The 19,156-nt window shown below is 69.7% G+C and carries 11 protein-coding genes; 6 read left to right on the top strand and 5 right to left on the bottom strand.

All coding sequences use genetic code 11. The features are described 5' to 3' along the window. Window positions 1-87: 87 nt before the first annotated feature. Both AC4PMY_RS01075 and AC4PMY_RS01070 read left to right on the top strand, forming a co-directional pair. Window positions 88-1,953 (top strand): DUF8094 domain-containing protein, encoded by a 1,866-nt coding sequence (locus AC4PMY_RS01075; protein WP_491621791.1) that lies wholly within the window; start codon window positions 88-90, stop codon window positions 1,951-1,953. Further along, the gene (locus AC4PMY_RS01070; RefSeq protein ID WP_071260873.1) at window positions 1,950-2,930 is read left to right on the top strand and encodes a tetratricopeptide repeat protein; all 981 of its coding nucleotides are present in this window, start codon (window positions 1,950-1,952) and stop codon (window positions 2,928-2,930) included. Before AC4PMY_RS01075 ends, AC4PMY_RS01070 begins: the two co-directional genes overlap by 4 nt. 78 nt (window positions 2,931-3,008) lie before the next feature. On the opposite strand, the gene glgB is transcribed toward AC4PMY_RS01070, so the two are convergent. Together glgB and AC4PMY_RS01060 are read right to left on the bottom strand one after the other, a co-directional pair. Then, the gene (gene glgB / locus AC4PMY_RS01065) at window positions 3,009-5,231 is read right to left on the bottom strand and encodes a 1,4-alpha-glucan branching protein GlgB (RefSeq protein ID WP_491622676.1); all 2,223 of its coding nucleotides are present in this window, start codon (window positions 5,229-5,231) and stop codon (window positions 3,009-3,011) included. A gap of 65 nt (window positions 5,232-5,296) precedes the next feature. Further along, entirely contained in the window at window positions 5,297-7,351 is a 2,055-nt protein-coding gene (locus AC4PMY_RS01060; protein WP_083397272.1) for an alpha-1,4-glucan--maltose-1-phosphate maltosyltransferase, read from the bottom strand. 149 nt (window positions 7,352-7,500) lie between these two features. Between AC4PMY_RS01060 and glgP the strand changes: the two genes are divergently transcribed. Further along, window positions 7,501-10,074 (top strand): alpha-glucan family phosphorylase, encoded by a 2,574-nt coding sequence (gene glgP / locus AC4PMY_RS01055; protein WP_064295113.1) that lies wholly within the window; start codon window positions 7,501-7,503, stop codon window positions 10,072-10,074. A gap of 57 nt (window positions 10,075-10,131) precedes the next feature. On the opposite strand, the gene ybaK is transcribed toward glgP, so the two are convergent. Continuing rightward, window positions 10,132-10,623: a Cys-tRNA(Pro) deacylase gene (gene ybaK / locus AC4PMY_RS01050; protein ID WP_071260869.1), complete on the bottom strand. Its 492-nt coding sequence runs from the start codon at window positions 10,621-10,623 to the stop codon at window positions 10,132-10,134. A 2-nt stretch (window positions 10,624-10,625) separates the two neighbouring features. Next, a complete protein-coding gene (gene glgX / locus AC4PMY_RS01045; protein WP_064295115.1) occupies window positions 10,626-12,668 on the bottom strand; it encodes a glycogen debranching protein GlgX in 2,043 nt (680 codons plus the stop codon). Window positions 12,669-12,736: 68 nt separating this feature from the next. Here glgX and AC4PMY_RS01040 point away from each other — a divergent pair, with 68 nt between their 5' ends. Together AC4PMY_RS01040 and mnmA are read left to right on the top strand one after the other, a co-directional pair. Beyond that, the gene (locus AC4PMY_RS01040; RefSeq protein WP_064295116.1) at window positions 12,737-13,960 is read left to right on the top strand and encodes a cysteine desulfurase family protein; all 1,224 of its coding nucleotides are present in this window, start codon (window positions 12,737-12,739) and stop codon (window positions 13,958-13,960) included. Window positions 13,961-14,020: 60 nt separating this feature from the next. Further along, window positions 14,021-15,139: a tRNA 2-thiouridine(34) synthase MnmA gene (mnmA, locus tag AC4PMY_RS01035; RefSeq protein WP_231884327.1), complete on the top strand. Its 1,119-nt coding sequence runs from the start codon at window positions 14,021-14,023 to the stop codon at window positions 15,137-15,139. Window positions 15,140-15,198: 59 nt separating this feature from the next. Here mnmA and AC4PMY_RS01030 read toward each other — a convergent pair whose 3' ends face one another. After that, complete coding sequence (locus AC4PMY_RS01030; RefSeq protein WP_064295118.1) at window positions 15,199-16,677, bottom strand: sugar porter family MFS transporter; 1,479 nt, start codon at window positions 16,675-16,677, stop codon at window positions 15,199-15,201. A 151-nt stretch (window positions 16,678-16,828) separates the two neighbouring features. Here AC4PMY_RS01030 and ligA point away from each other — a divergent pair, with 151 nt between their 5' ends. Beyond that, complete coding sequence (gene ligA, locus AC4PMY_RS01025; protein WP_157583391.1) at window positions 16,829-19,156, top strand: NAD-dependent DNA ligase LigA; 2,328 nt, start codon at window positions 16,829-16,831, stop codon at window positions 19,154-19,156.

The raw sequence follows: 19,156 nt of genomic DNA, 5'->3' as shown, positions 1-19,156 counted from the left end.
CACCTGCGTCTCCTGCCGGCCCGACCCGCCGGATCCCGTCGGACGCAGGATCACCCGCGTCGTTCCGACGCCAGAGGAGAGTAATCCGTGCGTTTCGTTCTCGCCATCGCCGCGTTCGTCGTGGCAGCCGTCATGATCGTGACGGGAATCGCGCAACGGACCGTGTTCCTCTCGCCCGGCACCTTCAGCCTGTCGACGACGGTCGACAGCGGAGACCGGTTCATCGTCATCCCCGGGAGCGTGCTGCAGTCGCAGCCGGGAGCGCAGTCCATCGTGGCGGGCGCGGGCGGCGACACGCAGGTGTTCATGAGCTACGGGCGCTCCGACGACATCACGGCCTGGCTCGGCGACGAGCCCTACAGCCGCGTGGGCGTCAACAGTGCCGGTACCGCACTGACGACCACGACCGTCACGGCCGAGGCGGACGCCACCGACGACGATGGGGCGACCCCGAGTCCCGAGCCGTCGGCGACGCCGGCCCCCGAGGCCAGCGACGACACCACCACCGCCGAGAAGGGCCCGGACCCGCGCGGATCCGACCTCTGGCTCGGTGAGTACGACGAGGCGGGCGCGGTCATCGCGACGATGAACCTGCCGAAGGACATCGACGTGCTCATCGCGACCGACGGCTCGGCCGCAGCTCCGGATTCCCTCCGACTGTCCTGGCCACTCGACAACGCCACCCCGTGGGCCGGTCCCCTGATCGCCGGTGGCATCCTCGTGCTCCTCGCCGGCATCGTGCTCTACCTCTCGGGGATCCAGCGCATGCGTCGCTCGCGAGGCCCGCGTCGCAAGGGTCCGGGACAAGGACAGAAGGGCATCACGAAGATGTCGAGACAACCGAAGCCGCGCCGCCCCCGTGAACTCGGAGCCGGCAAGACGAAGCGCTCTTCGCTGCGCCGTTCACTCGTCGTGGGCGTACCGCTCGTCCTCATCGGGACCCTGGGCCTGAGTGGCTGCTCCCAGGACTACTGGCCGACCATCGGAGCGCCGTCACCGACGCCCACCGTCACTGCGACGGATCTGCCGGCCGACAGCCAAGACCAGGACTTCGCCGCGCCCGTCGTCACCGTGCCACAGGTCGAGCGGATCGTGTCGCGGATCTCGACGGCGGCGTCCGAGGCCGATGCTGCGCTCGACGGCACCGCTGCAGCCGTCCGGTTCTCCGGGCCGGCTCTCGAGGAGCGCACGGCGAACTACGCCCTCCGCTCCAAGGTGGCCGATGCCGCCGGAGCGACGCCCATCCCCGCGTCGCCAGTCACGCTCACCCTGCCCCAGGCGACGGATGCCTGGCCTCGGACGGTCATGACCGCCATCCAGGACAAGGCCGACGAGACGGTGTCGCCAACGGTCCTCGTGATGACCCAGCAGGACCCGCGGTCGAACTACCAGGTCGTCTACGCGGAGAAGCTCCTCGAGGGCGCCCGACTCGAGAACGTCGCGCCCGCGACCATCGGTGCCGCGAGCGTCCCGCCGGACTCGAAGCTGCTCGTCATGCCGCCGGAGGAGATCGCCGCGGCATACGCCGACATCATCACCAACGGCGATGCGAGCACCTTCGCCGGCATGTTCAACGCCGATGGTGACGTCTTCCGGACCCAGGTCGCTGCGGACCGCGCCACGAAGGCCGCGAACCTGCCGACGACGGCGAGCATCGCCTTCTCGGCGGCCGCCGGTACCGGCCCGAACGTCGCACTGGCGACCAACGACTCGGGTGCGATCGTCGCCGTCAACGTGCAGGAGGGCGAGGTGGTCTCGGTCGTCACGGCCGGTGCTACCGTGAAACCTTCGGGTGCGGTCGCCGCGCTCTCCGGGATCACCGAGAGCGCGAAGGGGACGCAGGCCACCTACGGCGACCAGCTCCTGTTCTACGTGCCAGCCGTCAACTCCGGAGAGAAGATCACCTTGCTCGGATTCACCCAGACCCTCATCGCCGCATCGGAGCTCCCGTGAGTGCCGCGGAGCCGAGCGCAGCACACCTGCGCGGCGCCGTCGACCTCTCCGGTCTCGCTCGTCGCCACCAGACGCCGCCCGCGGGCGCGTCGACGCAGGCGGGCGCACCGGCAGAGGCGCCCGGCGCGACGACCGGCCAGACCGTCCAGGTCCCGTCCCTGGTCTTCGACGCGACGGACGACGGGTTCGGTCAGGTCGTCGAGCTGTCCTCCGTCGTCCCCGTCGTCATCGACCTCTGGGCCGAGTGGTGCGGACCGTGCAAGCAGCTCTCCCCGGTGCTCGAACGCCTCGCCGCCGAATACGCCGGCCGCTTCGTGCTCGCCAAGGTCGACGTCGACGCGAACCCGCAGCTCTCCCAGGCGTTCCAGGCGCAGTCGATCCCGATGGTCGTCGCCGTCGTCGGCGGACGCCCGGTGCCGATGTTCAACGGCGCCATCCCGGAGTCGCAGGTGCGCGATGTGATCGAGCAGTTGCTGCAGCTGGCCGAACAGAACGGGGTCTCCGGTCGGGCCGTCGTCGCCGAAGGGGACGCCGCAGCTCCAGCCGAACCCGTGGAGGAGCCGCTGCCGCCCCTCCACGCCGAGGCGTACGAGGCCATCGAGCGTGCCGACTACCCGACGGCCATCGCCGCGTACGAGAAGGCCATCGCGCAGAATCCGAAGGACGACATGGCCGTGGCCGGCCTCGCTCAGGTCCGTCTGCTGCACCGCCTCACGGGGAAGACCCTCGATGAGATCCGCGCACGCGCCGCTGCTGCTCCCGACGACCTCGACGCCCAGCTGGCCGTCGCCGACCTCGACCTCTCCGGAGGACACCTCGAGGACGCCTTCGACCGTCTGCTGACGCTGTTCCCCGACCTCGACCAGTCGGGTAAGGACACCGTCCGGACGCGCCTGCTCGAGCTCTTCCAGGTCGCCGGCGTCACCGATCCGCGCGTCATGAAGGCCAGGGCCCGGTTGACCGGCCTCCTCTACTGACCGACCGATGCACGACGAAGGCCCGCCTCCCTCGGGAGGCGGGCCTTCGTCGTGCATCCGGGTGCTGCGGAAGCCTGATCAGCCGACGTGCTTGAGCCAGATCATGCCGAGCGGGGGGAGCGTGAGCTCGGCGGAAGCCGGGCGTCCTGCCCACGGTGACGCCGACGCCTCGATCGATCCGTAGTTGCCCACGCCGGATCCGCCGTACTCCACGGCGTCGGTGTTGAGGAGTTCCTCCCACCGACCGGCGCGAGGCAGGCCGACCCGGTACGGGCCGACGGGGGCGCCGGAGAAGTTGACCAGTGCGGCGATCACGTTGCCGTCGTCGTCCCAGCGCAGGAATGAGAGCACGCTGTTCTGCGCGTCCCCGGCGTCGAGCCATTCGAAGCCGGCGGCGTCGTGGTCCAGGGCCCAGAGCGCCGGGTGCTCCGTGTACACGGCGTTGAGTCGGGACACGAGGCCGAGCAGCGCCCGGTGGCTCGGCTGGTCCAGGATCCACCAGTCGAGACCGCGTTCCTCAGACCATTCGGAGGGCTGACCGAACTCTTGGCCCATGAAGAGCAACTGCTTGCCGGGGTGGGCCCACATGAACGCGAGGTAGGCGCGCATGTTCGCGAGTTGCTGCCAGTGGTCACCGGGCATCTTCGCGAGGAGGGAGCCTTTGCCGTGGACGACCTCGTCGTGGCTGATCGGCAGGAGGAAGCTCTCGCTGAAGGCGTAGACCATCGAGAAGGTGATCTCGCCGTGGTGATGTGACCGGTAGAGCGGGTCGTGCTCGATGTACTGGAGCGAGTCGTGCATCCAGCCCATGTTCCACTTCAGACCGAACCCGAGACCGCCCGCGCTCGTCGGCGCCGTGACGCCGGGCCAACTCGTCGACTCCTCGGCGATCATGACGATCCCGGGGTTCCGCCGGTAGGCCGTCGCGTTCGCCTCCTGGAGGAGACTGATCGCTTCGAGGTTCTCGCGCCCGCCGTGGACGTTCGGCAGCCACTCGCCGTCCTTCCGCGAATAGTCGAGGTACAGCATCGAGGCGACGGCGTCGACGCGCAGGCCGTCGACGTGGAACTCCTCAAGCCAGTAGAGGGCGTTGGCCACCAGGAAGTTCTTGACCTGGGGCTGCCCGAAGTCGAAGACGAGGGTGCCCCAGTCCGGCTGTTCGCCACGTCGCGGGTCGGGGTGCTCGTAGAGGGGCTGACCGTCGAAGTTCGCGAGGGCCCACTCGTCCTTGGGGAAGTGGCCGGGCACCCAGTCCATGAGGACGCCGATCCCCGCGCCGTGGAGACGGTCGATCAGGTACTTGAGGTCGTCGCTCGAACCGAAGCGGCTCGTCGGCGCGTAGTAGCCGGTGACCTGGTAGCCCCAGGAGCCGCCGAAGGGGTGCTCGGCGAGCGGCATGAACTCGACGTGCGTGTAGCCGAGCTCCGCGATGTACTCGATGAGCTGGTCCGCGAGGTCCCGGTAGCCGAGCCCGGGACGCCACGAGCCGACGTGGAGCTCGTAGACGCTCATGGGTCCGTTGTGCGGATCACTCGCGGCTCGCCGATCGAGCCACGCCTCGTCGGTCCAGCGGTAGTCGCTGACACCGGTCACGGATGCGGTGGCGGGGGAGCGCTCGGTGAACCGGGCCATCGGGTCGGACCGACGGACCCAGTCGCCGCGCTGGGTCAGGATCTCGAAGCGGTACAGCTCGCCGGCGCCGATGGTGGGGATGAACAGCTCCCAGACACCCGTCGCACCCATGTTGCGCATGGCGTGCGCGGTGCCGTCCCAGGAGTTGAGGTCGCCGATGACCCGGACCGCGCGTGCGTGGGGTGCCCAGACGGCGAACGCGGTGCCGGCGACCGACTCGGTGACCCCACGCAGCTCGGTGACGTGTGCGCCGAGGGCGTCCCAGAGTCGTTCGTGGCGACCCTCGCCGATGAGGTGCAGGTCGAGTTCGCCGATCGACGGCGCGAACCGGTACGGGTCGTCGGCGTTCCAGATCGATCCGTCGCTGTAGCGGGCGTCGAGCGTGTAGTCGATGATGCCGTCGACGTGGAAGCCCTGCCAGATGCCGGCGCGGACGTGCGCGAGCTCGACGCGCGCACCGTTGGCGAGCACCGCCGTCACCTGCTCTGCCAGCGGGCGTCTGGCGCGGACGACCACGAGGGGGTCGCTCACCCCGCCGAGGTCGACCAGGTGCTGGCCGAGGATCTCGTGCGGATCGTGGTAGCGGCCCTCCGCGACGGCGTCGAGGATCCAGTCCTCGACGGAGAGGAGCGGGAGCTCCCGGGGCGCCGGTGTGGCGTCGACCGGCATCGGTGCGGCTCGACGGCCGGAGCGCTTCGGTGCAGCGGCTCCGTCTGGGGTCACAGGGCTGGTCGTCATGGTCGGATCCTCACGCTCAGGATGTGCACGGGCTCGGTGAAGGCGTCGAGGCGCACGAAGTTGCTGTCGGACCAGATCCACTCGGCTCCCGTGACGAGGTCGGTGACGTCGAAGCTGCCGCCCGGGACACCACCGAACACGGTCTGGTCGAGGTGCACCATGGTCTGTCGGACCGAGTGCGGATCGAGGTTGGCGACGACGAGCAGGGTGTCGTGCTCACCGGTCCCGGTGAACCGCTGGTCGAGATGCTTGCTGAAGACGAGGATCTGGTCGTCGTCGCTCCAGTGGAAGCTGATGTTGCGCAACTGCCGGAGGGCGGGATGCGCACGCCGGATCCGGTTGAGCAGGGTGAGGTACGGCGACAGCGAGGTGCCGGCGGCTTCCGCAGCGGCCCAGTCCCGCGGACGGTACTCGAACTTCTCGCTGTCGATGTTCTCCTCGGCACCGGGACGGGCGACGTTCTCGATGAGCTCGTACCCGGCGTAGACCCCCCACGTCGGAGCGGCGGTCGCGGCGATCGCCGCACGCACCTTGTACGCCGCCCGGCCACCGAACTGGAGGTACTCGGTGAGGATGTCCGGCGTGTTGACGAACAGGTTGGGCCGGAGGAAGTCGGCGGTCTCGGTCGCCGCCGCACCGAGGAACTCCTCGAGCTCCTCCTTCGTGTTGCGCCAGGTGAAGTAGGTGTAGCTCTGCTGGAACCCGACCTTCGCCAGACCCTGCAGCAGGGCCGGACGGGTGAAGGCCTCCGCGAGGAACACGACGTCGGGGTCCGTCCGGTTGACGGTCGCGAGCAACCACTCCCAGAAGTCGAGCGGCTTGGTGTGGGGGTTGTCGACGCGGAAGATGCGGACGCCGAGCGAGATCCAGTGGCGGACGATGCGCAACACCTCGGCCCGGATGCCCTCGGGGTCGTTGTCGAAGTTGACCGGGTAGATGTCCTGGTACTTCTTCGGCGGGTTCTCGGCGTACGCGATCGTGCCGTCGGGGAGGGTCGTGAACCACTCGGGGTGCTCGGTCACCCAGGGGTGGTCCGGCGACGCTTGCAGGGCGAGATCGAGGGCGACCTCCAGACCGACCTTCTTCGCCTGGCGGACGAAGGCGACGAAGTCCTTCTCCGTGCCGAGGTCGGGATGGATCGCGTCATGACCGCCCGCGGCACCACCGATCGCCCAGGGGGAGCCCGGGTCGTGCTCGCCGGGTGTGAGGGTGTTGTTCGGTCCCTTGCGGAACGTCACGCCGATGGGGTGGATTGGCGGCAGGTAGAGGACGTCGAACCCCATCGCGGCGACGGCCGGCAACCGACCGGCTGCGCTGCGGAAAGTGCCCGACGTCCAGGAGCCGTCCGGGTTCCGCTCGGCACCCTCCGACCGCGGGAAGAACTCGTACCAGGAACCGACGCCGGCCCGGGTGCGCTCGACGCGGACCACGCGCTCGTCGCTCGTGCTCGCGAGACCGGCGAACGGCCGACGGTCGGCGATGGCCAGGAGTTCTGGATCGTCGAGCACCGCGAACCGGGCTTCCGGCTCGGCCTCGGTGTCGCGGAGGAGCTTGGCGGCGGCGGTGAGGAAGCGGCGGTCCTTCGCCGGGCGGAGCTTGTCCGTAGCGGCGCGCTCGAGGAGTTCGGCGCCGATGAGGTACATGAGCTCGACGTCGACACCGGCCTCGATCTTGACCCGGGCGTTGTGCTCCCAGGTCGCGAACTCGTCGGCGAAGGCGCGGACCTGGTACCGCCAGGGGCCCTCCGTCGCGAGTTGGACCTCGACCTCGAATCGGTCAGTGCCCGGGGCGCCGGGGGACATCCGATGCGCGACCGTCTTCCCGCGCGGGTCGGTCAACAGGAGCTCGACGCCGATGAGGTCGTGCCCTTCGCGGAACGCGGTCGCGCCGAACGGCACCACCTCGCCCGAGAACGCCTTGGCCGGCCAACGGCCACCTTCGACCGAGGGCGTCGGATCCAGGATCGGGATGCGCCCGATGCTCGGGGACAGCGTGAGCGACACCGGTCCGGCGTCGTCGACGGTGGAGGACTGCGGTACTGACTTCGGCATAGTGCGTTCCATCTCCTTCGGTGCCACTGGTCCGACCGTACCGCGAAACGACCACCGATGAAGGGGCGCGCGGGGTGTCGCGCGTCATGCTAAGGCCTCGGGCGCGGCCGTGTCCTGAGCGGCCGCTGCGGTTGCCATAGAGTGAGCGCGTGAAGGCTATCCGCAGGTTTACCGTCCGCGCGCTCATCCCCGAGTCCCTGACCTCGCTCACGGCCCTCGCTGCGAACCTGCGGTGGTCGTGGCACGAGCCGACGCAGCGCCTGTTCGACGAGATCGCACCGGACGTCTGGCGCGAGTCCGACCACGATCCGATCAGCGGCCTCGGACTCGTGACACCGGAGCGACTGGCGGAACTCGCCGCCGATGCGGACTTCGTCGGCCGCGCCGACGCCTTGCACGCCGACCTCCGCCGGTACCTGGAGGAGCCGCGGTGGTACCAGGGTCTTCCGGACCCGAAACCGCAGACGATCGCCTACTTCTCGCCCGAGTTCGGTATCGCCGCGGCCCTGCCGCAGTATTCGGGCGGACTCGGCATCCTCGCCGGCGACCACCTGAAGAGCGCTTCCGACCTGGGGGTGCCGCTCGTCGGCGTGGGCCTCCTCTACCGCTCCGGATACTTCGCGCAGTCGATCACGAACGACGGCTGGCAGCAGGAGTCCTATCCCGTGCAGGACCCCGACGGACTCCCGGTCACGGTGCTCCGGGAGCCGGACGGGACACCGGTCACCGTCACCCTGGCGCTCCCGGACGACCGGAGCCTGTCGGCACGGGTCTGGATCGCCGAGGTCGGTCGGGTGCCACTGCTGCTGCTCGACACGGACATCCCGGAGAACGTCGCCGACCTGCGCGGCGTGACGGACCGGTTGTACGGCGGTGGCGGCGAGCACCGCCTCCTGCAGGAACTCCTCCTCGGCATCGGCGGCGTCCGAGCGATCAAGCAGTGGAGCGAGCTCACGGACCACGCGCTGCCGCAGGTCTACCACTCCAACGAAGGCCATGCCGGTTTCCTGGGACTCGAGCGGATCAGCGACCTCGTCGGCAACGGGCTCTCCTTCGACGAGGCGCTGCAGCTCGTGCGGGGCGGGACCGTCTTCACGACGCACACCCCCGTTCCGGCCGGGATCGACCGGTTCGACCGCGAGGTGATCACGCGGTACTTCAGCGGTGACCTGCTCCCGGGCGTCGCCGCACAGGACGCCCTCGCACTCGGCGACGAGACGGCGAACGGCGGCTCGGCCGACGTCTTCAACCTGGCGATCATGGGCCTGCGTCTGGCGCAGCGCGCGAACGGCGTCAGTCGGTTGCACGGTGAGGTGAGCCGCGCGATGTTCCGAGGGCTCTGGCCCGGCTTCGACGTCTCGGACGTGCCGATCACGTCCATCACGAACGGCGTCCACGCCCCGAGCTGGACGGATCCGTCGCTCGTCGACCTCGCCGTGGACCGGTGGGGGACGACCGACACGAGTCGGGCGGACTGGTCCGATCCGTCGCTCCCGGACGCCGAGCTCTGGTCGCGCAAGCACGGGATGCGGGAGCGCCTCGTCGCCGACGTGCGGCGCCGGATCGCCGACGGGTATCGGACCCAGAACCCGCAAGCGGTGCTCCCGTCCTGGATCGACGAACTGCTCGACCCCGAGGTGTTGACGATCGGGTTCGCCCGGCGGGTGCCGAGCTACAAGCGGCTCACCCTCATGCTGCGCGATCCCGACCGACTGCGCGCGATCCTGCTCCACCCCGAACGGCCCGTCCAGATCGTCGTCGCGGGCAAGGCACACCCGGCGGACGACGACGGCAAGCGGCTCATCCAGCGCCTCGTACAGTTCGCCCAGGATCCCGAGCTCCGATCGCGCATCGTCTTCCTACCGGACTACGGCATCGGGATGGCCAAGACGCTCTACCCCGGCTGTGACGTGTGGTTGAACAACCCGCTGCGTCCCCTCGAGGCCTGCGGGACCTCCGGTATGAAGGCCGCACTCAACGGAGCACTGAACCTGTCGATCCTCGACGGATGGTGGAACGAGTACGCGGACGGCGAGAACGGTTGGGTCATCCCGTCGGCGGACGGGGCGGCGGACGACGAGGAACGCGACGCCCTCGAGGCCACGGCACTGTACGAGATCCTCGAGCACCAGCTGGTACCGCGGTTCTACGAGCGCGAGGACGACGGGCTGCCGCAGCGCTGGATGCAGATGGTGCGACACACGATCTCGACGCTGTCCGAACCGCTCAGCGCCGACCGCATGGTCCGCGAGTACACGGAGCGCATGTACCTCCCGGCGGCGGCGATGGAGCGCGAGCTGAACGCGTCCGATCAGCAGCGGGCACGCGAGCTGGCAGCCTACAAGCAGCGGGTGCGCGAGGCCTGGCCACAGCTGGCGGTCGCCCATGTCGAGAGCGGCGGTGTCGACGCGGTCCCGCAGGTCGGTGACGTGCTGCGGCTGCGCGCCTACGTCCAACTGGGATCGCTGTCACCCGAGGACGTGACCGTCGAGGTGGTCTACGGGGTGCCCGGTGCCGGGGGTGAACTGCTCGACATCCGGACGCAGCCGCTCGAGCAGCAGCAGTCCCCGTCGACGAGTCGGCCGGAGCACACACTCGAGTACGCCGGGACGCTTCCCCTCGATCGGGCCGGCGGGTTCGGGTACACGGTGCGCATCGTGCCGAGACACGAGCTGCTCCTCACCCCCGCGGAACTCGGGCTCGTCGCCGTGGCGGACCAGTAGGGCGATCTCTCCCGACGCGCCGGTACGACCCCCGGACCGGCGCGCCGAGGGATCCGACTATCTGGCGATCCGCGCGACGACGGCGGACACGGCCGATCCGAGGTCCGATGGGGCGAGTTCGAGGTCGAACCCGCGCCGACCACCCGAGACCAACACCGTCTCGTGCTCGAAGGCGCTCTCGTCGAGCACCGTCGGGAGCGTGGTGCGTTGCCCGATCGGGCTGATGCCGCCGACCACGTAGCCCGTCTTGCGCTCGGCGACGGCGGGGTCCGCCATCGTCGCCCGCTTCCCGCCGAGGGCCGTCGCGAGCGCCTTGAGGTCGAGTTGGTCGGTGACCGGGACGATCGCGACGACGAGCGACCCGTCCACCTCCGCCAGCAGGGTCTTGAGCACCCTGGGCGGGTCGACCCCGAGCGCTGCGGCTGCTTCGAGCCCGAAGGCCGTCACCGACGGATCGTGTCGGTAGGAGCGCGGGGTGAACGGGATGCCCAGCGAGGTCAACGTCACCGTCGCCGGGGTGCCACCGCCCTCGGCCCTCCGTTTCGCCATCGTCAGACGGCTCGGAAGAGCTGCATCGACGTGGCCGAGACCGGGACCGTCTGGCCGGGGACGAACTGCTCCTCCTCGGACGTCGGTGCGTCGTCTGCGGAGTTCCAGATGCGCACGAACGCGGTCACGCCCTCGTGCTGGGGCAAGGTGACCTCGACCGGCTGCTCGACGCCGTGCACGATGAGCAGCACGCGGTCGAGCTCCTCGGACTCCGGCGTGCTCGTCGAAAAGAACTGCAACGTCCGGTTCCGTGGACTCGTCCAGTCCTCGGTGCTCATGGTCCCGCCAGACGCGTCGAACCAGTCCATGACGCTCGCGCCGGGCACCGTCGTCCCGGCGGCGGCGAAATGCTCCGGTCGGAGGGCGGGGTGTTCGCGGCGCAGTTCGAGGAGCCGGCGGCTGTGTGCGAGCAACTGGTCCTGCCAGGGCTCCCTCGTCCACCCGACCCACGTCAGTTCGGAGTCGTGACAGTAGGCGTTGTTGTTGCCGCGCTGACTCCGCCCGAACTCGTCGCCAGCCGTGAGCATCGGGACACCCGCCGACAGCAGGAGCGTGCCGAGCAGGTTCCGCATCGCCTTGCGACGAGCGGCGAGGATCGCGGGGTCGTCCGTCGGGCCCTCGGCACCGTGGTTGAAGGAACGGTTGTTGTCCGTCCCGTCGCGGTTGGATTCGCCGTTCCCGACGTTGTGCTTGACGTCGTACGAGACGAGGTCGGCCAGGGTGAACCCGTCGTGGGCCGTGATGAAGTTGACGGAGGCCAGCGGACCGCGCTCAGCGGAGAAGGTGTTGCTCGATCCGGCCAGACGGGTCGCGAACCCACCGATCCCGACAGGGGCGTCCGCCCGTCTCGCGTAGTCGATGTCGGAGAGCCAGAAGTTGCGGACGCGATCCCGGTACCGGTCGTTCCACTCGTGCCACCCGGCGGGGAAGTTCCCCGTCTGCCAGCCGCCCATCCCGACGTCCCAGGGCTCGGCGATCATCTTCGCGTCGACGAGCGACGGGTCGTGGACGATCGCCTCGAGCAGGGGGTGGTCGGGCGTGAACTCGACCGCCTCGTTCCGACCGAGCGTCGCAGCGAGGTCGAACCGGAAGCCGTCGATCTGCACCTCGTCCGCCCAGTACCGCAACGAGTCGAGCACGAGCTGTTGGGGGACCGGGTGGCCGAAGTCCACGGTGTTGCCGCAGCCCGTCACGTCGATGTAGGCGCCGGTGGCGTCCTGACGGTAGTAGGTCGCGTTGTCGATGCCGCGGAAGCTCGTGCGGGGGCCGCCGGGCCCCTCTTCGGCGGTGTGGTTGTAGACGACGTCGAGGATGACCTCGAGGCCGGCCTCGTGCAGCAGCTTCACCATGCCCTTGAACTCGCGGAGGACCTCGTCCGCGCCTCCCGCCTGCGCCGTCTTCGTCGCGTAGGAGGCGTGTGGACTGAAGAAGTTCAGGGTGTTGTAGCCCCAGTAGTTGACGAGGCCCTGCTTGATGAGACGCTGCTCAGAGGTGAACGCGTGCACCGGAAGCAGTTCGACGCTCGTCACCCCGAGGTCGTGCAGATGCGCGATCATCGCGGGGTGGGCGAGGCCCGCGTACGTGCCCCGCAGCTCCTCCGGCACGTCGGGGTGCAGCTTGCTCAGCCCCTTGACGTGCGCCTCGTACACGACGGTCCGGTCGAGCGGGACACGGGGTTTCTGCACACCGCCCCAGTCGAACGCGTCGTCGACGACGACGGACCGCCACTGCTCTGCCGACACCCGGGCGAGGCCGCGGGCGTAGGGGTCGAGCAGCAGGAGGCTCGGGTCGAAGGCGTTGTTCGGCGAGGACGGCCCGGAGGCGCGGACCGCATAGCGTCGGCCGAGCACCAGCTCCTCGGAACTCCCACTCCAGACACCGTCGTCGTCGCGGGTCATCTCGACCGAGTGGGTGATCCAGTTCAGATCCTTGTCGTCGAAGATCACGAGTTCGAGGGCATCCGCATGCTCGGACCACACACGGAGCTCACCACCGGACGGGCCGAGGCGGACGCCGAGATCGTGGAAGGGGTCACCAGCGTTCATGGGTTCTACAGTAGTGAGTGCGGGAGTGCGCGAAGATCCGCGGACAACGCGGCGAGGGGAGGAGCGGCATGGTGGTGTACCTGGACCACGCCGCGACGACCCCGGTGCGATCCGAGGTGATCGAGGCCTACGCGTCCGCGATGGCGACCGTCGGCAACCCGGCCTCCATCCACGGCCCCGGGCAACAGGCCCGCCGCCTCCTCGAAGAGGCACGTGAGCGGGTCGCGGCGACCCTCGGATGCGACCCCATCGAACTCGTCTTCACCTCCGGCGGCACCGAATCCATCAACCTCGCCCTCAAGGGTCTCTACTGGCACCGCCAGCAGGATCGACGCCGCGCCGCCGTGCTCGCACCCGCGGGGGAGCACCACGCCACGCTCGACACCGTCGAGTGGCTCGAGCGCCACGAGGGTGCATCCCCGCTCTGGATCCCGCTCGACGACCTCGGCCGGGTCTCACTCGACACGGCGGCCGCGCACTTCGCCGACCACGGCCCCGACATCGCCGTGGCGACGGCGCTCTGGGCGAACAACGAGGTCGGCACCATCCAGCCCGTCGTCCGGCTGGCGGCGCTCGCCGCAGCGTCCGAGGTGCCGTTCCACCTGGACGCGGTCTCGGCCTACGGACACCTCCCCATCGACCTCGCCGACCTTCGCGCCGCATCCGGATCCGTCGGTGCCGGTGGTCTCGTCGCGCTCAGCGTCTCCGCGCACAAGATCGGTGGTCCCGTGGGGATCGGAGCCCTGGTCGTGAGTCGCGCAGCCGTGGTCGAGCCCTTGCAGCACGGTGGCGGACAGCAACGCGGACTCCGCTCCGGCACGCAGGACGTCGCGGCAGCCGTCGGATTCGCCGTCGCCGCAGAGCTCATGGCGCTCGAGCGGACCGCGGAACAGGAGCGTCTCAGCGCCTTGCGCGACCGACTCGTGGCCGGCGTGCGGGCGACCGTTCCGGAGGCCGAGCTGACGGGTGATCCCAGCGAGCGACTCGCGTCGAACGCGAACTTCGTGTTCCCCGGCGCACAGGGGGACTCGATGCTCTTCCTGCTCGACCTCGCAGGGGTGGCGGTCTCGACGGGTTCCGCCTGCCAGGCCGGCGTCCCGGAACCGTCGCATGTCCTGCTCGCGATGGGACGCCCGGAGACCGAGGCCCGATCGGTCCTCCGGATCACGCTGGGCCGGACGACGACCGAGGGCGACGTGGACGACTTCCTCCAGGCGCTGCCGCGCGCGTACGCGCAGGCGAGTCGGGCCGGTTCCGCCGACCGCGACACGGCACTGGGCGCTCGTCCCTGAGCAGCCCTCCCGTCGCTGCTTGCGGGTGGCCGTCCGGCGGCTGGCGCATAGACTTGCCCGGTGAAAGTTCTGGCAGCGATGAGTGGCGGAGTCGACTCCGCCGTGGCAGCGGCACGCGCCGTCGACGCGGGCCATGAGGTGGTCGGCGTCCACCTGGCGCTCAGCCGGATGCCGGGTACGCTCCGGACCGGCAGTCGCGGGTGCTGCACCATCGAGGACTCGATGGACGCCCAGCGTGCGGCGAACCTGATCGGCATCCCGTACTACGTGTGGGACTTCTCGGAGCGCTTCAAGCTCGACGTGGTCGACGACTTCATCGCCGAGTACCGCGCCGGCCGGACCCCGAACCCGTGTATGCGATGCAACGAGAAGATCAAGTTCGCCGCATTGCTCGAGAAGGCGCTCGACCTCGGGTTCGACGCGGTCGTGACCGGCCATTACGCCACGATCGTCACGAGCCCCGAGGGTGATCGAGAACTGCACCGGGCGAGTGCCTGGGCGAAGGACCAGTCGTACGTCCTGGGCGTGCTCACCGCCGAACAGCTCGCGCACTCGATGTTCCCGCTCGGGGCGACGCCGTCGAAGGCCGAGGTCCGTGCCGAGGCCGCTGAGCGCGGCTTCACGGTGGCGAACAAGCCCGACAGCCACGACATCTGCTTCATCCCCGACGGCGACACGAAGGGCTGGCTGGGGGAGCGGGTCGGTACCGAGACCGGCCAGGTCCTCGACCGCGACGGAGCCGTCGTCGGTTCGCACGAGGGTGCCCACGCGTTCACCGTCGGCCAGCGCAAGGGCCTGCACCTCGGCGTGCCGGCGCCGGACGGACGTCCCCGCTTCGTCCTCGAGGTGCGTCCGAAGGACAACACGGTCGTCGTCGGGCCGAAGGAGGCGCTCGCCATCGGCGAGATCGCCGGCTCGCGCTTCACCTGGGCTGGGAGGGCTCCGGAGGTCGGTGCCGAACCGATCCCGTGCGACGTCCAGATCCGTGCGCACGCGGACCCGGTCCCCGCCGCGCTGACGCTCGTCGGTGGTGAACTCGTCGTCCACCCGGAGACGCCGCTCGACGGCGTCGCTCCCGGACAGACCGCCGTGCTGTACAGCGGGACGCGCGTCCTCGGTCAGTTCACGATCGACCGCACCGTCAGCGCGGTACCCGTCGGAGCCGCCGCCTCCGCCTGACGACCCCGGAACGACGGAACGCCCGACGAGCCAGGCTCGTCGGGCGTTCCGCGTCGGTCTCAGGATCGGGACGGTGCGCCCGCCTTGGACTTCTTGGGCTTCTTGACGAAGAGGGTCTCCGCCTCCTCGAGCGTCAGGCCGTTCGTCTCAGGGATCTTCGCGAGGACGAAGACGAACGAGAGGAGCGCGAACAGCGCGTACATGCCGTAGGTCACCGGCAGGGAGAACGCGGCGAGGGCCGGGAAGCTGACCGTGATGAGGAAGTTCGCGATCCACTGCGCCATCGCCGCGACACCGAGTGCCTTCGCGCGCAGGCGGTTCGGGAAGATCTCGCCGAGGAGCACCCAGACGAGCGGTCCCCACGACGCGCCGAACGCGACCACGAACACGTTGGCGGCCACGAGGGCGATCGTCCCCCACGGCTGGGGCAACGACACCTCGCCGGCGCTGTCGGTCACCGACTGTGTGAACGCGATCGCCATCGCACCGAGCGAGACCGTCATGCCGATGGAGCCCGCGAGGAGGATCGGCCGTCGACCGATGCGGTCCACGAGCAGGATGGCGACGATGGTGACCGCGACGTTCGTCACCGACGTGATGACCGAGATGAGGAGCGAATCGGACTCCTGGAACCCGACGGCCTTCCACAGCGTCGTCGAGTAGTAGAAGATCACGTTGATGCCGACGAACTGCTGGAAGATCGACAGGATGATGCCGATCCAGACGATCGGCAGGAGCCCGAAGCGTCCGCCCCAGAGGGTCGCCTTCTTCTGCTGCTCATCGTCCTTCACCGCCTGCTCGGCGAGCTTGACGGCGCGATCCACCTCTTCCTGTGGCCAGACGGTCGCGAAGATCCGACGGGCCTCGTCCGACTTGCCCTTGCGGACGAGGAACCGGGGCGACTCGGGGAGCCGCATCGCCAGCACGCCGTAGACCACGGCCGGGAGTGCGCACGCGATGAACATCCAGCGCCAGGCCTCGACGCCGAACCACAGCGGGTTCGACGCGCCGCCGGCGGCGCCCGCCAGCACGGAGTCGGACAGGAGCGCGGCGAAGATGCCGAGCGTGATGGCGAGCTGCTGCAGCGAGGCGAGCCGGCCCCGGATGGCGCTCGGTGCGATCTCCGCGATGTACGCCGGAGCCACGACCGAGGCGATGCCGATACCGAGCCCGCCGACGATGCGCCAGATGACGAGGTCCCAGGGGGAGAAGGCGAAGCCGGCTCCGAAGGAGGAGACGAAGAACAGGCCTGCACCGAGCAGCATCGTGAAGATGCGACCGCGGCTGTCGGCGATCCGGCCCGCGAGGTAGGCGCCGAGCGCGCAACCGAGCAGCGCTGACGCGACCGCGAAGCCGATGAGCGCCTCACTGAGCGCGAAGTGGTCCTGCATCGCGTCGACCGCGCCGTTCACCACGGATGAGTCGAATCCGAAGAGGAAGCCACCGACCGCGGCCGAGACGGAGATGCCGATGACGCGCGCGGTCAGCTGCTTGCTGGTAGGAGCCGCCCCCGTTCCCGGACTGCTGGACTGGGACATGGTTCCTCCGATTCCGCGCGCATGGTTCCTGCGGCACTGCGACACCCTACTCCTCGATGAGACCCGCCCCGACCCCGTTGCGCACATCCGGGAGGACGTGCCGGGTGTCAAGCGCCCGCCGGTGTCGGACGCCGCTCGTAGACTGGACGCCGTGGCGAACAGCACCGGACAGACCCTCCAGCAGGCATCGACCGAGGCCGAGGAACTCACCTCGCGCATCCTCGAGCTCCGCGACGCGTACTACGAGCGAGACGAGTCGCTCGCCTCCGACGAAGAGTACGACGCGATGCTCCGGCGGCTCGAGGAGCTCGAGCGTCTGTTCCCCGAGCTGCAGAGCCAGGACAGCCCCACCCAGACCGTCGGCGGGCGCGCCGAGACCACGCTGTTCGCCCCGGTCACGCACCTCGAGCGCATGCTCAGCCTCGACAACGTCTTCTCGATCGAGGAGTTCCTCGCCTGGGCCGCCAAGGTCGAGCGCGACGCCGGAGGGTCCGTCCAGTACCTCTGCGAACTGAAGATCGACGGCCTCGCCATCAACCTCCGGTACGAGCGCGGCCGCCTCGTGAGCGCGGCCACGCGAGGCGACGGCGTCGTCGGCGAGGACGTTACGGAGAACGTGCGGTACATCCGTTCCATCCCCGAGCGACTGACCTCGTCCGACCCCGAGGTCGAGTTCCCGGAGGTCGTCGAGGTCCGGGGCGAGATCTTCTTCCCGGTCGAGGCCTTCCGCGAACTGAACGCCAACCAGGCGGCGGCCGGTGAACGGGTCTTCGCCAACCCGCGCAACGCGGCGAGCGGTTCCCTGCGCCAGAAGGCGGAGAGCAAGAACCCGGCCCAGCTCGCACTCATGCACGACCGGCTCGGCCGCCTGCAGATGCTCGTCCACGGCATCGGCGCGTGGGAACAGCCACCAGTCGCTCGGCAGTCACAGGTCTACGAGTTGCTGCACAGCTGGGGGCTCCCGACCTCCTCGCACTACCGGGTCCACGACGAGGCGACCGGTGCGGCGGAGTTCATCGAGTACTTCGGCGCCCACCGCGACAGCGTCGAGCACGAGATCGACGGCGTCGTCGTGAAGGTCGACGATCTCGCGCTCCACGGCGAGCTCGGCGCGACGAGTCGTGCTCCGCGATGGGCCATCGCCTACAAGTACCCGCCCGAGCAGGTGAACACGAAGCTGCTCGACATCGTCGTGAGCGTCGGGCGCACCGGTCGCGCCACCCCGTTCGCCGTCATGGAGAAGGTGCTCGTCGCCGGCAGCGAGGTGCGTCAGGCGACCCTGCACAACCAGGACGTCGTGAAGGCGAAGGGGGTGCTCATCGGTGACACCGTCGTCCTCCGGAAGGCCGGCGACGTCATCCCCGAGGTCCTCGGCCCGGTGGTCGAGCTCCGCGACGGTTCGGAGCGCGAGTTCGTCATGCCCGAGCACTGCCCCGAGTGCGGTACCACCCTCGCCCCCGCGAAGGAGGGCGACATCGACCTGCGCTGCCCGAACGCGCGGAGCTGCCCGGCGCAGGTGCGCGGACGCGTCGAGCACATCGGCTCCCGTGGCGCGCTCGACGTCGAGGCGCTCGGCGAGGTGGCGGCAGCGGCGCTCACCCAGCCGGTGGAGCCCGCGGAACCACCGCTGACGACCGAGGCCGGACTCTTCTCGCTCACGATGGCCGACATCTTCCCGGTCACGGTGATCGTCCGCGACAACGAGACCGGCCTGCCCAAGCTCAACGAGGACGGATCCGAGAAGCGCGTCACGCCCTTCCGCCGCCGACGCGCCAAGAAGGACGGCGTGCACGATCCCGCCGCGGCCGAGTTCGACGGTGACGAGTCCTCGGTGCCGTCCAAGAACGCGATCGAACTCCTCGCCAACCTCGACGGCGCGAAGACCCGCCCGCTCGCACGGTTGCTCGTGGCACTCAACATCCGCCACGTCGGCCCGGTCGCCGCCCGGTCACTCGCGGAGTACTTCGGTTCGCTCGATGCCATCCGTGCGGCCACCCGCGACGAGCTCGCGGAGGTCGACGGCGTGGGCGGGATCATCGCCGATGCGCTCATCGCCTGGTTCGAGGTCGACTGGCATCGCGAGATCGTCGAGGAGTGGACTGCGGCGGGCGTGCAGTGGGCGACTCCGGGACACCCGGGGCCGGGCGCCGCTGTCGCGGCCGGCGGGGTGCTGTCGGGTGTCACCGTCGTCGCCACCGGTTCGCTCGAGGGCTTCACCCGGGAGGGTGCGCTGGAAGCGATCGTGCAGGCGGGAGGGAAGGCTGCCTCGAGCGTCTCGAAGAAGACCGACTTCGTCGCCGCCGGCCCGGGTGCCGGGTCGAAGCTCGCCAAGGCCGAAGCGCTCGGTCTGCGGATCATCGACGCCGAGCAGTTCGCCCTGCTCGTCTCCGAGGGTCCGGCGGCGCTCGGCGAGCCGGACGTCCCGGCCGAGGACGAGGCCGAGGGCGCAGCGTCCGCCGACGAGGCGCCCACGGACTGA

This window comes from Plantibacter sp. MDV22-iso1, from assembly GCF_058408345.1.
Note: the sequence above shows the minus strand (reverse complement) of the source record. Positions and strands in the feature narration are given on the sequence as shown.

Bases quoted from the DNA above. Each gene is read 5' to 3' on its own strand.
- glgB (WP_491622676.1), bottom strand. From the start codon at position 5,231: ATGCCGGTCGACGCCACACCGGCGCCCCGGGAGCTCCCGCTCCTCTCC.
- AC4PMY_RS01060 (WP_083397272.1), bottom strand. From the start codon at position 7,351: ATGCCGAAGTCAGTACCGCAGTCCTCCACCGTCGACGACGCCGGACCG.
- ybaK (WP_071260869.1), bottom strand. From the start codon at position 10,623: ATGGCGAAACGGAGGGCCGAGGGCGGTGGCACCCCGGCGACGGTGACG.
- glgX (WP_064295115.1), bottom strand. From the start codon at position 12,668: ATGAACGCTGGTGACCCCTTCCACGATCTCGGCGTCCGCCTCGGCCCG.
- AC4PMY_RS01040 (WP_064295116.1), top strand. From the start codon at position 12,737: ATGGTGGTGTACCTGGACCACGCCGCGACGACCCCGGTGCGATCCGAG.
- AC4PMY_RS01030 (WP_064295118.1), bottom strand. From the start codon at position 16,677: ATGTCCCAGTCCAGCAGTCCGGGAACGGGGGCGGCTCCTACCAGCAAG.